This window comes from Niveispirillum sp. FG156 (genome assembly GCF_057809555.1).
In genome coordinates this window covers 41,678-54,406 of sequence record NZ_JBMDKE010000006.1, presented here as the reverse complement: position 1 = coordinate 54,406, position 12,729 = coordinate 41,678, and the positions used below count along the sequence as shown (strand labels likewise).

Sequence of the window (12,729 nt, the reverse complement as noted above, 5' to 3'; positions counted from 1 at the left end):
TGAGCCAAGGGCACGGATGTGCCCGCCCGGCGCCTGAGGGAACAAAAGAAGGAGATTAAGATGTCGGAATCGGCAGCCTGGGTCAGGCATCCGCAGGTGGTGAGTTTCCCCGATACAAAGGGGTTCAGCGAAACCTATGGCTTCGCGGGCAATTCGGGAAAGGTCAATCTGGAGGGACAATTGCTGTGCCCCGCCGGGGAGCGGGCGCGCACGGTTTATGTGTTCATGCACCCGACCTCCACGCTTCAGCTTCTGCCCATGCCCATGGCGCTGGCGGACCGGGGGCTGCATGTGCTGTGCGCGGCCAGCCGTTATCCGCGCAATGACAGCGCCCTGATCATGGAGAAGGTGGCCATCGACCTTGGCCGCTGGATCGCGCATGCGCGTGAGGTGCTGGGCTATGAACGCGTGGTACTTGTCGGCTGGTCGGGCGGCGGGTCGCTGTCGCTGTTCTATCAGGCGCAGGCGGAAAAACCGACGATCACCCACACGCCGGCGGGCGACGCGGTGGACCTGACGGCGGCGGGATTGTCGCCCGCCGACGGGGTGATCTTCATCGCGGCGCATCTGTCGCGGGCGGAAACGCTAACCGAATGGCTGGACCCGTCGGTGATCGATGAGCTGGACCCCGACCGACGCGACATCGAATTCGACATCTATGCCGGGGATTGCCCCAACAAGGCACCGTTCAGCGCCGATTTCATCGCGGCCTTCCGGGCGCAGCAGGTGGCGCGCAACCGCCGCATCACGGCCTGGTGCCAGGAACAACTGGAACGACTGCGCGCCAGGGGTGGGGCGGAGCAGGAACGGGCCTTTGTTGTCCACCGCACTATGTGCGACGTGCGCTGGCTGGACCCGACCATCGAGCCCAGCGAGCGGCGGCCGGGCTGGTCCTATATGGGCGATCCGCGCACCGTCAACGTCGGGCCGGTGGGGCTGGCGCGCTTTTGTACGTTGCGGTCATGGCTCAGCCAGTGGAGCTATGACCTGTCCAACGCCAAGGGGCCGATGAACGCCGCCAAGATCAACCGCACGCCGGTGCTGCAGATCGAAAATACCGCCGATGACGCCGTGCCGGCGGCGCATAATCCGATGATCCATGCGGCGCTGGCGACACCAGACAAGGAGTATCACCGTATCGTAGGGGCTACTCATTACTACATTGGGCAGCCCGAGCATCTGGAGACCTGCATGGGGCTGATATTGGACTGGAGCCGCAAGAAGGGGTTTTGAGGGGAGGAGTTCGCTCCGGATCAACACCTTACTGCCTCCCCCGCGAAAGCGGGGGTCCAGGGGCCGTGGGCGGCGAACTGTCGGGCTTGTGGCCCCTGGGTCCCCGCTTCCGCGGGGAAAGCAGGAAAAGCGGTTAGTTAGGTGGCCCGCGCTCGCAACCGCGCGGCCTTGTCAGCGGTCCATTTATCCAGGTCGGCGCGGGCGGTGCGGGCGGCTTCAACGACGTAGCCGGGCGGCTCGGTACGGGTTGTGACTTCCAGGCGCAGGCCGTTGGGGTCGAAGAAATAGATCGACTTCACGAATTCGTGATCGACCAGGCCCAGGACCTCCACCCCATGTGCCTTCAACCGGTCGCGCATGGACAACACGTCCTCCACTGACCCGGTCTCCATGGCGAAATGCTGTACCCAGGCGGGGGTATTGGGGGATGGCTCCGGCATCTGGTTTTCGCCCAGGTCGAAAAAGGCGATGTAGGACCCGTCCTGCATGGCAAAGAACATATGGATGTAAGGTTTTTCCTCGCCCGTGCTGGGCACGCGGTCGGCGGTCATGCAATTGACCAGCGGCAGGCCCAGGATGTCTTCGTAAAAGTGCCTTGTCTCCTCTGCGTCGCGGCACGGATAGGCATAGTGGTAGAGGCCCTTGATCGGCGGTGGCGTGGACATGGCGTCGGCTCCCTTGGTGTGGCTGGTTCCATCTTAAGGCGGACGAAGGGCGGCTTCGTCCCCCCGGCGGGAGGACAGGATGATGATGCGTGACGATATCGGCATGCTTGCCGGTGTGGTGACCACGGTCGGTGCCCCGGAATTTCCGGCCCGGTTCCTTGCGACGCTGGAGGCGCTGTGCGGGGCACGCCTGTTCTCCGCCTTCTGCTTCCAGGGGGCAGGCGCGCCACGGACCCTGTTCGCGGAAGGGGAATGCCGGGGTGTCCCGGATTTTGCCCATACCGCCTCCACCGCCTATTCAAGGCGATATTGGCGCCACGACAGCGACGTGCGGCGCGCAGGGGGCGGAGTACGCATTGTGAGGACCTGTGCCGGCGATATCGCTGACACCGATTACCGCCGCACTTGCTACGAGAATGGCGGGATCGGGGAGCGGCTGAGCATCCAGGCCGCCGGACGGCACGCGCTGATCGCCAACGGCTACCGCGCGACCAGCGACGGCGCGTTCCGACCGGGCGACATCGCGCGGCTGGAGGATGTCGCCCCCCTGCTGATGGCTTCCCTGTCCCGGCATGTCGAACTGTCGGCCAGCCGGTCTGGCGACGAGACGCCGGCGATGGTGCGGCAAGCACTGCTGTCTGCCGATGCCGGCTTGAGCGCGCGGGAGGCGCAGGTGGCGGCGGGCTTCATCCTGGGCCGGACGCAGGGGGAGATCGTGGCTGAAACGGGTCTGACGCTGTCCAGCATCATCACCTATCGCCGCCGCGCCTATTGCAAGCTGGGGGTCATGGACAAGCAGGAACTGCTGGCGGCGTATCGGCAGTTGCGGTTGGGTGGACTTACCGCATCGCGTTGACGAAGCGCAGGACGGCGGGTGAGGGGTCGGATTTGCGCCAGGCCAGATGCAGGCGGAAGGACACGTCCAGGTCTTCGACCTCACGCAGCACTACGCCCTGACGCGGGGTGCCACCGGTTTTCTGGGTGAAGCCGATGCCCATGCCGACGGCGACGAGGGACAGCAGGATGCTGTCCGTCGCCGTTTCCTGTACGATATTCGGTGAGAAACCATGCGACAGGCAGGCCTGCATCAGCCGGTCGAAATAGCGCGGCTGCGGCTTGCGGGCCGGGAACAGGAAACGTTCGTCGGTCAGATCCTTCATGCGGATCGGGCGCTGGGCCAGGGGATGATCCTCATACAAGGCCAGCACGATCTCGCTGCTGCCCAGTTCGCAACTATCCAGCAGGCCCAAATTCTCATCCGACAAATGGATGTCGTAGACGATGGCCAGATCGACGGTGCCGTTGCGCAACCCATCAATCTGGTTCATCGAACTCATGGGCAGCAGGTTCAGTTCCACCAGCGGTTCGTCCAGGCGGAACTGCAACAGCTTGGCTGGGATTTCGGGGTGACGGGACGCCAACTCGCTGAACCCGATCTGGACCGAGCCGACCTGACCCGTGGCGTAGCTTTTGGCCCGCGCCACGGAGCGCTGCAGCTTCTCCAGGATGGCGTTCGTATCCTCCAGGAAGGCGCGACCGGCCGGTGACAGGCGCACGCCGCGTGGCAGCCGTTCGAACAGCTGCACGCCCAGCTCATCCTCCAGATCGCGTACCTGCCGGGTCAGGGCCGGCTGGGCGATATGGATGACCTGCGCGGCGCGACCGAAGTGCTCTTCGCGTGCAACTGCTTGAAAATAACGGAGATGCCGAAGTTCCATGAGCAATTGATACCGCGCCGGCATCGGTTCTGCAAGACAAAGAATTGGACGGTTAAGCCTTGCCCCGGCCAGTAATTGGGCATCGTCAATCATGCGCAAAAGCGTACAAGAAAGGTCATGGCGGATGAACAGCGAAGTGGCGGATGCCCTTTCCCCTTCCGGAACGCGGTTCCTGCATGTGGGCGGTGTGCGCCTTGAAATGCTGGTGAAAGGCGAGGGCAGGCCCTTGCTGCTGCTGCATGGCATGGATGGGGTCGAGGGTCTGGCGCCCCTGATCGAAAGGCTTTCCGCCAGCTACAGGGTCTATGCCCCGTCGCATCCGGGTTTCGGCGGGTCCGATCTGCCGCGGCCTTTCTCCACGGTCGATGATCTGGGCTATTTCTATCTCGATCTGCTGGAGCAGCTGGATCTGCGGGACGTTGTCCTTGCCGGCTTTTCCTTCGGCGGCTGGATCGCGGCGGAGATGCTGGTCAAGAATAATGGGCGTATCGCCCTGTCGGTGCTGGGCGCACCGTTCGGGATTGAGACGGCGGACCGCAAGACGCGCCGCGTCCTGGATATCTTCACGCAGGATGGCCGCACTGTAGAGGCCAGATCGCAGGTGACGCCGGCCCCCAAGCTGGACCTGTCCACCCTGCCTGACGAGGTGCTGGAACGTCGGGTGCGCAATGCCGAGGCGACGATGCTGTTCGGCTGGTCGCCCTATATGTGCAATCCCAAACTGCGCCACCGGCTGCACCGCGTCACCACGCCGACGCTGGTCCTGTGGGGGGAAGAGGATGCCATCGCGTCGCTGGACTATGGCCGCGACTACGCTGCCCTGATCCCCGGCGCGGGGTTTGAGACCATCCCGGATTGTGGCCACCGCATTTATGTCGATCGCCCGAATGTGGCGGCGGCGAAGATCGAACATTTCGTCCAACGCGCCACCTCCACGGCTGCTTGAGGAAACCGCACCATGAAAGTCTGGCAATTCAGCGAACAGGCCTATCATCCCGCATTCGAGGTGCCGGGGCCGATGCGCATCACCTTGGCCCAGAACCATTGCGATCCTGTCGAGGCGGGCCGGCTGATCAACCGTTATCTGGATGAGTATGTCCTGGCCGACGAGCTGGGCTTCAACATCATGATCAACGAGCATCATGCCGCGGCGACCTGCATGTCGACCTCCTGCATGACGACCTTGGCCATCCTGGCGCGGCAGACGCGCAATGCCCGCCTGTTGGCGCTGGGCATTCCCATCGGCAACCGCGCCAATCCGGTGCGCGTGGCGGAAGAGATCGCCATGGCCGACGTCATCTCCAATGGGCGTCTGGAGGTGGGGCTGGTCAAGGGGGCCGCCTATGAGGTGTTCATGTCCAACCGCCAGCCCGTCCGCTTCATGGACCGGTTCTGGGAGGCGCATGACCTGATCAAGGAGGCACTGACCAACCAGGGTGAGAATTTCTCCTGGGATGGCGAGTTCTTCAACTATCGCGCCATCAGCCTGTGGCCGCGCCCCATCCAGCAGCCCACGCCCCCCATCTGGATGACGGCGTCCAGCGGCAGCAGTGCAGCACAGCAGGCCAAGCTGGGCTATGTCTGCGCCACCTTCCTGTCGGGGGCCGTGGCGCGGTCGGTATTCGATGCCTATCGCAAGGCGTATCAGGAGGCGCATGGAAAGCCGGCATCCGAAGACAGGCTGGGCTATCTGGGCCTCGTCTCCGTCGCCCATGACCGCAAGACGGCGTTTGCGCGGGCAGAACAGATGAAGGCCTATTTCACCACAGCCGCCCGTCTGGATCCGCAATTCCGCAATCCGGCGGGCTTTACCTCCGTCAAGGATAATGTCCGCCTTCTGAAGGCTGGCCCCAATGCCATCCGTCCGCGCCTGCGCGACGGCAGCCCGCTGCCGTCCGACGCGACCATTGAGCAATATATCGATGCCGGCCTGATGTTCGTCGGTACACCTGACGATGTGTTCGGGCAGATCAGCCGCTTCTATGCCGATGTCGGTGGGTTTGGAAACCTGCTGATGATGGGGCAGGCGGGTACGCTGGGCCATGAGGAAACGGTGGAGAACCTGTCCCTGTTCGCCAAAGAAGTCATGCCCCGTCTGGCCGAACTGTCGGTCGCGGCTCCCGACATCCGGTACGAGGCCTTTGCCTGAAACGGGGGACGCGATGGTGGATGATCCCGTTTCACTGGCCGAGGGGATGGAGGCCTATCTGGCCGCTTTCCGTGCAGCTCAGTCGTCGCCGGGCGGCACGCTGGCCGCAGCACGTTTGTCATCCGACCTGGGGGCCGATGCTTTCGCACGGCCAGCGGCGCCGGGCCTGCACCGCCATGTCAGCTTCATCGTGCTGCCGGGGCGGGAGATCGCAGTGATGATCCTGCATCCGGGGCGGCAGATCGAACGTCCGGGCATCTGCTATTTCCACGGCGGCGGCTTCGCCTTTGGCAGTGTCGAGAGTTTCGATGTCGTGGCCCAGACGCTGGCGGAGGAGACGGGGGCCGTTGTGGTCAGCGTGCAGTATCGTCGCCTGCCGGAAAACAGCTATCGCGCCGCGCAGGAGGATTGCTTCGCGGCGTTCCAGTGGTTCGTGGCACATGTCGGCCTGTTGGGCGTCGATGCGCGGCGAATTGCGGTAGCGGGCGACAGCGTCGGGGCGCTGTTCGCGACCGTCACGGCCATGATGGCGCGTGATGCCGACCTGCCGGTGCGGCCCGTCTGTCAGTTGCTGATGTACGGCGCCTATGCGTTGGTGCCGGGGCGTCCGTCCTATAAGCGGGGGCGTGATCCGTTATTAAGCATGCAACGGGTTGAGGACTTTGTCCGGCTTTACCGGCAATCACAGGAGGCCGAACCCTGCCAACCGCCACCCTTGTCCGCGCCTGACCTGTCCGGCCTGCCGCCAGCGGTGCTGATCGGGGCGGAATATGATCCGCTGCGGGCGGAAGGCGATGAATATGCCGATCTTCTGCGCGCAGCCGGTGTGAAGGCGGAAGTGATGACGGCGCCGGGCATGATCCACGGGTTCCTGCGCGCGGTCGCAATGTCGCCGGCCGCCGCACGGGTCATGAAATCTGCCGCCAGGGCAACAGGGCCGTATCTGTGGCCCGATCAACAGGAGGAAACAGCATGAGTTCATCCCACGATACCGAGGCGGCCGAACGCGGCCGGACCTTGCGGGAGCAGATTTTCGGTGCGGAAGGCATGAAAAGCCACATCGAGGCCGACGACTTCACCATGCCCCTCCAGGATGCCGTCACCCGCATCTGTTTTGGTGAAGTGTGGAGCCGCCCGGCCCTGTCGCTGAAGATCCGGTCCATGCTGACCATCGCCATCCTGGTGGGGCAGACGCGACCGGCGCAGCTGCGCAACCATGTGAAGGGTGCCATCGCCAATGGTGTGACCAAGGAGGAAATCCGCGAAATCCTGTTGCATGCCACGCTCTATGCCGGGTTGCCGGCGGGCGCGGACAGCTGGCGGGAGGCGGCGGCGGCGCTGAGGGAAATCGATGCCTACTGACATCACCACCGCCCATGATCCGGTGCTGGTCGCGGCAGCGTTGCGCAAAGGGTTGCGCAGTCTGGCCAAGGCTGTCGTCATCATCACCTGTCAGCAGGACGGGCAGCGCCACGCCATGACGGCCACGGCGGTCAGCGAACTGAGCATGGACCCGCCCTCCATGCTGATTTGTGTGAACAGGACGGCCAGCCTGTTCGCGCCGCTGTCGCAGGGGGCGGATTTCTGCATCAACATCCTGGCGGCCCATCAGGCCGACATCTCCAGCCTGTGCGCGGGTAAGGAGAAGGGGGAGGCACGGTTCACGATTGGTGACTGGCGGCAATCGCCACTGGGCCATGCCTATCTGGCGGATGCGCAGGCCAGCTTTTTCTGTCGCAATGTGGCGAACATGGCCTTCGGCACCCATGGTGTATTCATCGGTGAAGTACTGGAGGTGATTGATCTGAACCCCATAAATCCCCTGGTCTATATGGATGGCCGCTATGGATGCTTTCAGGCTGCGGCTGTCTGAGGTCAATCTTATCCACTGCTGACGGCTGATTTGATCGAGGTCTGTTCTGGGGGTCTCGCCTTCTGCCAAGGTGAAGGCGCGTCCGCACCATAAGTTCAGGCACCAAGGAACCGCCCTTGCCGTTCCACGGGCCGGCAACCTATGAGGGTCATGGGGTGGCCGATTATTATTGGCAGCAGCCGGGCATTCTTTTTCACCTGATGGGTCTGGCACAACGCCAGGCATTGTGTGAGAATGTCTTTCATTCACTGTGCCGTGCCGCCATCCACATCCAGCGGCGCCATATCGACAATTGCACGAAGACCGATGCCGTGTATGACGCGGCTGTGGCCCGAGCGCTTGGCCTCGACGTTTCCGCGCATGCCGCTGAATGAGGAAACCCATGGTCGCCCAGCTTACCCGTGCCGAGCGGCAATTTGCCCTTCTCGTTTTCGGCCTGCTTTCTGTATGCGGTTTGGTGATGGCCGCCGGCGCCAATGACGATCTGTTCGCCCTGCATGGGGGGCTGATCCTGGCCTTTGCCGTGGGCTTGGCTTTCGTCGTTATTTCGGGGCTGGATGCGCCGGAACCGGTGGACGGAAGACTAGCTGAATATTATGACGATCCCAGCCGGGTGGCCATTGTGCTGACCATGGGCTGGGCGCTGTTCGGGTTGGCGGTGGGCGATTGGGTGGCCTGGATGCTGGCCTATCCGCATCTCACCTTCGATGCGGCCTGGGCCAGTTTCGGGCGGATCAGGCCCATGCATACGACGGGTGTTATTTTCGGCTTCGGCGGCAACGCCCTGATCGCCACCTCGTTCCATGTGGTCCAGCGCACCTGCCGCACCCGGCTGGCGGGGCAGTTCAGCCCCTGGTTCGTGCTGCTGGGCTACAACCTGTTCTGCCTGCTGGCGGTATCCGGCTATCCGCTGGGCATCACGCAGTCCAAGGAATATGCGGAGCCGGAATGGTATGTGGACCTGTGGCTCTGCGTCGTCTGGGTGACCTATCTGGTGCTGTATATCCGCACGCTGGCCCGGCGGCGAGAGCCGCATATCTATGTGGCCAACTGGTACTATCTGGCCTTCATCATCGTCGTGGCCATGCTGCATATCGTCAACAACCTCGCGGTACCCGTGGCTTGGAACCACGCCCGAGCCTATTCGGCGTTTGGCGGTGTGCAGGATGCCATGACCCAATGGTGGTACGGGCACAATGCGGTGGCCTTCTTCCTGACCGCCGGCTTTCTGGGCATGATGTATTATTATCTGCCTGTGCGCGCCGGGCGGCCCATCTTCAGCTACCGGATGTCCATCATCAGCTTCTGGGGCATCACCTTCATGTATATGTGGGCGGGCAGCCACCACCTGCATTACACGGCCCTGCCGCATTGGGTGCAGACGCTGGGCATGACCTTCTCGCTGATCCTTCTGGTGCCGTCTTGGGGATCGGCAGCCAATGCGCTGCTGACCCTGAACGGTGCCTGGCACCGGGTGCGTGATGATGCAACGCTCCGCTTCATGATGGTGGCGGCCATCTTCTATGGCCTGACCACCTTCGAAGGGTCGTTCATGGCCATCCGCGCCGTGAACTCTCTCTCCCACTATACCGACTGGACCGTGGGCCATGTGCATGCAGGGGCCCTGGGCTGGGTGGCCCTGATCAGCTTTGGCGCGCTCTACAGCCTGACGCCGGCACTTTGGGGGCGGGAACGGATGCATTCCGCCTGGGCCGTGGAGGCGCATTTCTGGCTGGCCCTGGCCGGCACCCTCATCTACGTCTTCTCCATGTGGAACTCGGGCGTCATACAGGGGTTGATGTGGCGCACCTATGACGCGGGCGGCACGCTGGCCTATCCCTTCATCGATACCGTCGTGGCCATGCATCCCTACTACATCGCCCGCGCGGTGGGTGGGGGCCTGTTCCTGGCGGGGGCGGCCATCGGTGCCTGGAATGTCTGGATGACCATCCGCGGCCCCGCGGTCGCATCGCAGCCGACCGGGGACGACCGACCTTTGACCATTCTGGCGGGGGAGTAAGCCGATGTTCGGGCTGCATTACCGCCTGGAAAAGCATGGTATGGCCCTGGTGTTGGGCATCATCTTCGTCGCCTCCATCGGCGGGCTGGTGGAGATCGCACCCCTGTTCACCATCGACGAGACGGTGGAGGATGCGCCCGACATGCGGCTTTACACGCCGCTGGAGGTGGCTGGGCGCAACATCTATATCCGGGAGGGCTGCTACGCTTGCCATTCCCAGATGATCCGCACGCTCCGGGACGAGGTGGAGCGGTACGGCCCCTATTCGCTGGCCGTGGAGTCCAAATATGACCATCCCATGCAATGGGGGTCGAAGCGCACCGGTCCCGACCTTGCCCGTATCGGTGGCAAATATTCCGACGAATGGCAGGTGGCGCATCTGATCGACCCGCGTGCCGTCGTGCCGCAATCGATCATGCCCTCCTACCGGTTCCTGGCCAGCACCGCGCTGCGCACCGACGATCTGGGCCTGCACCTGAAGGCGCTGAGCCGGGTCGGCGTGCCCTACACGGAGCAGATGGTAACCAATGCCACGGTTGACGCCATCGCCCAGGCTGGGGCCGATGGCAGCGAGGGCCTAAGCGCCCGTTATGGCGCCGCCACGCAGGCGCGGGTCTTCGATGGCAATCCGGGGCGGGTGACGGAAATGGATGCCCTGGTCGCGTATCTTCAGATCCTGGGCCGGCTGACCGATGCCGCCCATGCCAACAGCCAGCCGCCGGAGGAATGAGATGGCGGAGACAGGCCACGCTCTGACCGTTCTCCTCGCCAAGGGGTTTGGGCTTTTCTACCTGCTGGCTTTGTCGGCTGGCGTCCTGATTTATACATTCTGGCCCGGCAACGGAAAACGCTTTGAACAGGCGGCGAAATCCGTGCTGCGCGGGGAGGACAGGCCATGAGCGGCGGGGCCGAGCGTGATCCCCTGACGGGGCACATGACCACGGGTCATGAATGGAACGGCATCAAGGAACTGAACACGCCGGTACCCCGGGCCGTCTGGTTCTTCCTGATCACCGCTTTCCTGTTCAGCCTGATTTGGTGGGTGCTGATGCCGGCCTGGCCGCTGGGACACACCTACACTAAGGGGCTGCTGGGTATCGACCAGCGGCAGGTGGTGGCGGACGACCTGCGACGGGCTATGGAGAAAGCGCCCCCCTGGCGGGCGGAGGTTTCCCGTCTTGAATATGCCGACATCCAGGCTGATCCTGCCCTGATGGAGCAGGTGCGCCGGCACGGTGCGGTATTGTTTGGCGATAATTGCGCGGCCTGCCATGGGCCGGGCGGCACGGGTGGGCCGGGCTTCCCGGCACTGGCGGCGGGGGCGTGGCTGTGGGGTGGGGCGCCGGAGGTGCTGGCGGAGACCGTCCGCGTCGGCATCAATTCCGACCATCCCGACAGCCGCGTGTCGCAGATGCCGGCCTTCGGGCGTGATCAATTGCTGACACGGTCGGAGATTCTGGCCGTCCTGGCCTATGTCCGCTCCTTGTCCGGGGTTGGCCCCGGCTCAGAGGCGGGAAGCGCCTTGTTCGTGGCCAATTGTGCTGCATGCCATGGGGAGGATGCCCATGGCATGGTAGAGACGGGCGCACCGAACCTGACCGACGCTACCTGGATTTATGGCGGCGACGCAGAGACGATTTTCACGACGATCTTCAACGGGCGGCAGGGACATATGCCCCGGTGGGATCAGCGCCTGTCCGATCTGGACCGCAAGATCCTGGCCCTCTATGTCGCCGATCTGGCCACGGGGGGGCGCCCATGACCTTCGTTAGGCACTGGCGGGTTATCCTGCTGGTGGCGGTCGGTATCGCGCTGCTGCTGGGGGCCAATCTGCACCTGGTGATGGTGGCGCTGGAAAGCCAGCCAGCCTGCGTGCCGCATCAAAAACCGGGCGTGACGCCGGCTGCCGCCGGCTACAGCGCTGCCAGATCCGCCTGTTGAGGGGGTGACCATGATCGCTGTTCCCGATGACAGCCTGCCGCCCACCGTGCCGCCTTTGCCCCATGTCAGCCCGCACGCACGCGGCCTACCGGCGTCGGCGGCGCTGGGATGGCTGGCCGCCGGTTGGCGTGATCTGTGGGACAATCCCGGCGGTAGTCTGGCCTATGGTGCCGTGATGCTGCTGGTTTCATTGCTGGTGGTGGCGGGGCTGGTCGGGCTGGGACGTGATTATTTCCTGTTTCCGGCCCTGTCGGGCTTCGCCATCGTGGCTCCGGCCTTCGCCACCGGTCTTTACGAGAAAAGCCGGCGCCGAGCGGCGGGGGAGCGGATCGGGCTGGGCGCCATGCTGCGTGTTCGGGCGGCATCGGGCCGGCAGATCCTGTTCGTGGGTGTACTTCTCTGTCTGCTGATGCTGCTCTGGATGCGCGCCGCCGTGCTGCTTTACGCCCTGTTCTTCGGCTGGCAGCCTTTTCCAGGCCTGGATCATGTGGCTGCCATGCTGGTCACCGATCCGCTGGGCTGGGCCCTCCTGCTGGTGGGTGGCGTCGTGGGCGGGCTGTTTGCCGCCTTCGCCTTTGCCATCTCGGTCTTCTCTTTGCCCATGCTGCTGGCTGAACGGCTAGATGCCCTCACTGCGATGGGTACCAGTATGGCCATGGTTTGGCATAACCTACCTGTCATGCTGACTTGGGGGGCCATCGTCCTGGCGCTGTTGGTCATGGGCCTTCTGCCCGGCTTGCTGGGTTTGGTGCTGGTGTTTCCGGCGCTCGGCCATGCCACATGGCATGCATTCAGGGCCGTTCGAGAGAGGCTGCCATCATAAAGCAGCTATATGGTCAGCTAAGGCTGTAGCGGAAGACTTCGCATGGCCGTCTTCTCAAAACCCTTGCCGATATCTGGACAGAGGAACAGTCCGCACTGATGCCGGGGCCGCTTCAGTTCGACGGGTTCGTTGAGCAGAGTAAGAGTGTCTCGCCAACCTGTCTGATCACCTTCGAGTGGAACCGTTAAAGCGTGTCCGCGTCGGTACCCGGCGGAGGCCGTCACCAGGTTCAGTCCGTCATAGCGCAGGCCCACCGTCGCCCCGGCACGATCACTCTCGGCATCATGGTTAATGAACCTATACTAAC

The 12,729-nt window shown here is 63.6% G+C and carries 16 protein-coding genes; 14 read left to right on the top strand and 2 right to left on the bottom strand.

Going from position 1 to position 12,729, the window contains the following annotated elements; all coding sequences use genetic code 11:
• Positions 1 to 60: 60 nt before the first annotated feature.
• On the top strand, positions 61 to 1,233 hold the full coding sequence (locus ACODSP_RS05265) for an alpha/beta hydrolase family protein (RefSeq protein WP_488964580.1): 1,173 nt from the start codon (positions 61 to 63) through the stop codon (positions 1,231 to 1,233).
• A gap of 137 nt (positions 1,234 to 1,370) precedes the next feature.
• Here ACODSP_RS05265 and ACODSP_RS05260 read toward each other — a convergent pair whose 3' ends face one another.
• On the bottom strand, positions 1,371 to 1,898 hold the full coding sequence (locus ACODSP_RS05260) for a VOC family protein (RefSeq protein WP_488964579.1): 528 nt from the start codon (positions 1,896 to 1,898) through the stop codon (positions 1,371 to 1,373).
• A gap of 79 nt (positions 1,899 to 1,977) precedes the next feature.
• On the opposite strand from ACODSP_RS05260, the gene ACODSP_RS05255 reads away from it, so the two are divergent.
• The gene (locus ACODSP_RS05255; RefSeq protein ID WP_488964578.1) at positions 1,978 to 2,754 is read left to right on the top strand and encodes a helix-turn-helix transcriptional regulator; all 777 of its coding nucleotides are present in this window, start codon (positions 1,978 to 1,980) and stop codon (positions 2,752 to 2,754) included.
• Here the strand turns inward: ACODSP_RS05255 and ACODSP_RS05250 are convergent.
• Complete coding sequence (locus ACODSP_RS05250; RefSeq protein WP_488964577.1) at positions 2,738 to 3,616, bottom strand: LysR family transcriptional regulator; 879 nt, start codon at positions 3,614 to 3,616, stop codon at positions 2,738 to 2,740. The genes ACODSP_RS05255 and ACODSP_RS05250 overlap by 17 nt on opposite strands.
• A gap of 124 nt (positions 3,617 to 3,740) precedes the next feature.
• Between ACODSP_RS05250 and ACODSP_RS05245 the strand changes: the two genes are divergently transcribed.
• The 12 genes from ACODSP_RS05245 (at position 3,741) to ACODSP_RS05190 (ending at position 12,422) form a co-directional block, all read left to right on the top strand.
• Complete coding sequence (locus ACODSP_RS05245) at positions 3,741 to 4,562, top strand: alpha/beta fold hydrolase (RefSeq protein ID WP_488964576.1); 822 nt, start codon at positions 3,741 to 3,743, stop codon at positions 4,560 to 4,562.
• Positions 4,563 to 4,574: 12 nt separating this feature from the next.
• Positions 4,575 to 5,765, top strand: a complete 1,191-nt coding sequence (locus ACODSP_RS05240; RefSeq protein WP_488964575.1) for an LLM class flavin-dependent oxidoreductase — start codon at positions 4,575 to 4,577, stop codon at positions 5,763 to 5,765.
• Positions 5,766 to 5,778: 13 nt separating this feature from the next.
• Complete coding sequence (locus ACODSP_RS05235; protein WP_488964574.1) at positions 5,779 to 6,741, top strand: alpha/beta hydrolase; 963 nt, start codon at positions 5,779 to 5,781, stop codon at positions 6,739 to 6,741.
• Positions 6,738 to 7,127: a carboxymuconolactone decarboxylase family protein gene (locus tag ACODSP_RS05230; RefSeq protein ID WP_488964573.1), complete on the top strand. Its 390-nt coding sequence runs from the start codon at positions 6,738 to 6,740 to the stop codon at positions 7,125 to 7,127. The genes ACODSP_RS05235 and ACODSP_RS05230 overlap by 4 nt, the downstream gene beginning before the upstream one ends.
• Complete coding sequence (locus ACODSP_RS05225) at positions 7,117 to 7,638, top strand: flavin reductase family protein (protein ID WP_488964572.1); 522 nt, start codon at positions 7,117 to 7,119, stop codon at positions 7,636 to 7,638. The genes ACODSP_RS05230 and ACODSP_RS05225 overlap by 11 nt, the downstream gene beginning before the upstream one ends.
• Positions 7,639 to 7,793: 155 nt before the next feature.
• Positions 7,794 to 8,012: a catalase-related domain-containing protein gene (locus tag ACODSP_RS05220; protein WP_488964571.1), complete on the top strand. Its 219-nt coding sequence runs from the start codon at positions 7,794 to 7,796 to the stop codon at positions 8,010 to 8,012.
• 8 nt (positions 8,013 to 8,020) lie between these two features.
• Positions 8,021 to 9,658 (top strand): cytochrome-c oxidase, cbb3-type subunit I, encoded by a 1,638-nt coding sequence (ccoN, locus tag ACODSP_RS05215; RefSeq protein ID WP_488964570.1) that lies wholly within the window; start codon positions 8,021 to 8,023, stop codon positions 9,656 to 9,658.
• Between the two features lie 4 nt (positions 9,659 to 9,662).
• On the top strand, positions 9,663 to 10,388 hold the full coding sequence (gene ccoO / locus ACODSP_RS05210) for a cytochrome-c oxidase, cbb3-type subunit II (protein WP_488964569.1): 726 nt from the start codon (positions 9,663 to 9,665) through the stop codon (positions 10,386 to 10,388).
• A gap of 1 nt (position 10,389) precedes the next feature.
• Positions 10,390 to 10,557, top strand: coding sequence for a cbb3-type cytochrome oxidase subunit 3 (locus ACODSP_RS05205; RefSeq protein WP_488964568.1), 168 nt, complete (start codon positions 10,390 to 10,392; stop codon positions 10,555 to 10,557).
• Entirely contained in the window at positions 10,554 to 11,420 is an 867-nt protein-coding gene (gene ccoP / locus ACODSP_RS05200; protein WP_488964567.1) for a cytochrome-c oxidase, cbb3-type subunit III, read from the top strand. Before ACODSP_RS05205 ends, ccoP begins: the two co-directional genes overlap by 4 nt.
• Positions 11,417 to 11,599 (top strand): hypothetical protein, encoded by a 183-nt coding sequence (locus tag ACODSP_RS05195; protein WP_488964566.1) that lies wholly within the window; start codon positions 11,417 to 11,419, stop codon positions 11,597 to 11,599. Before ccoP ends, ACODSP_RS05195 begins: the two co-directional genes overlap by 4 nt.
• Before the next feature lie 10 nt (positions 11,600 to 11,609).
• Complete coding sequence (locus ACODSP_RS05190; RefSeq protein WP_488964565.1) at positions 11,610 to 12,422, top strand: DUF2189 domain-containing protein; 813 nt, start codon at positions 11,610 to 11,612, stop codon at positions 12,420 to 12,422.
• Positions 12,423 to 12,729: the final 307 nt, after the last annotated feature.

Coding starts and splice junctions, on each gene's coding strand:
- ACODSP_RS05265 (WP_488964580.1), top strand. CDS start 61: ATGTCGGAATCGGCAGCCTGGGTCAGGCATCCGCAGGTGGTGAGTTTC.
- ACODSP_RS05260 (WP_488964579.1), bottom strand. CDS start 1,898: ATGTCCACGCCACCGCCGATCAAGGGCCTCTACCACTATGCCTATCCG.
- ACODSP_RS05255 (WP_488964578.1), top strand. CDS start 1,978: ATGATGATGCGTGACGATATCGGCATGCTTGCCGGTGTGGTGACCACG.
- ACODSP_RS05250 (WP_488964577.1), bottom strand. CDS start 3,616: ATGGAACTTCGGCATCTCCGTTATTTTCAAGCAGTTGCACGCGAAGAG.
- ACODSP_RS05245 (WP_488964576.1), top strand. CDS start 3,741: ATGAACAGCGAAGTGGCGGATGCCCTTTCCCCTTCCGGAACGCGGTTC.
- ACODSP_RS05240 (WP_488964575.1), top strand. CDS start 4,575: ATGAAAGTCTGGCAATTCAGCGAACAGGCCTATCATCCCGCATTCGAG.
- ACODSP_RS05235 (WP_488964574.1), top strand. CDS start 5,779: ATGGTGGATGATCCCGTTTCACTGGCCGAGGGGATGGAGGCCTATCTG.
- ACODSP_RS05230 (WP_488964573.1), top strand. CDS start 6,738: ATGAGTTCATCCCACGATACCGAGGCGGCCGAACGCGGCCGGACCTTG.
- ACODSP_RS05225 (WP_488964572.1), top strand. CDS start 7,117: ATGCCTACTGACATCACCACCGCCCATGATCCGGTGCTGGTCGCGGCA.
- ccoN (WP_488964570.1), top strand. CDS start 8,021: ATGGTCGCCCAGCTTACCCGTGCCGAGCGGCAATTTGCCCTTCTCGTT.
- ccoO (WP_488964569.1), top strand. CDS start 9,663: ATGTTCGGGCTGCATTACCGCCTGGAAAAGCATGGTATGGCCCTGGTG.
- ACODSP_RS05205 (WP_488964568.1), top strand. CDS start 10,390: ATGGCGGAGACAGGCCACGCTCTGACCGTTCTCCTCGCCAAGGGGTTT.
- ccoP (WP_488964567.1), top strand. CDS start 10,554: ATGAGCGGCGGGGCCGAGCGTGATCCCCTGACGGGGCACATGACCACG.
- ACODSP_RS05195 (WP_488964566.1), top strand. CDS start 11,417: ATGACCTTCGTTAGGCACTGGCGGGTTATCCTGCTGGTGGCGGTCGGT.
- ACODSP_RS05190 (WP_488964565.1), top strand. CDS start 11,610: ATGATCGCTGTTCCCGATGACAGCCTGCCGCCCACCGTGCCGCCTTTG.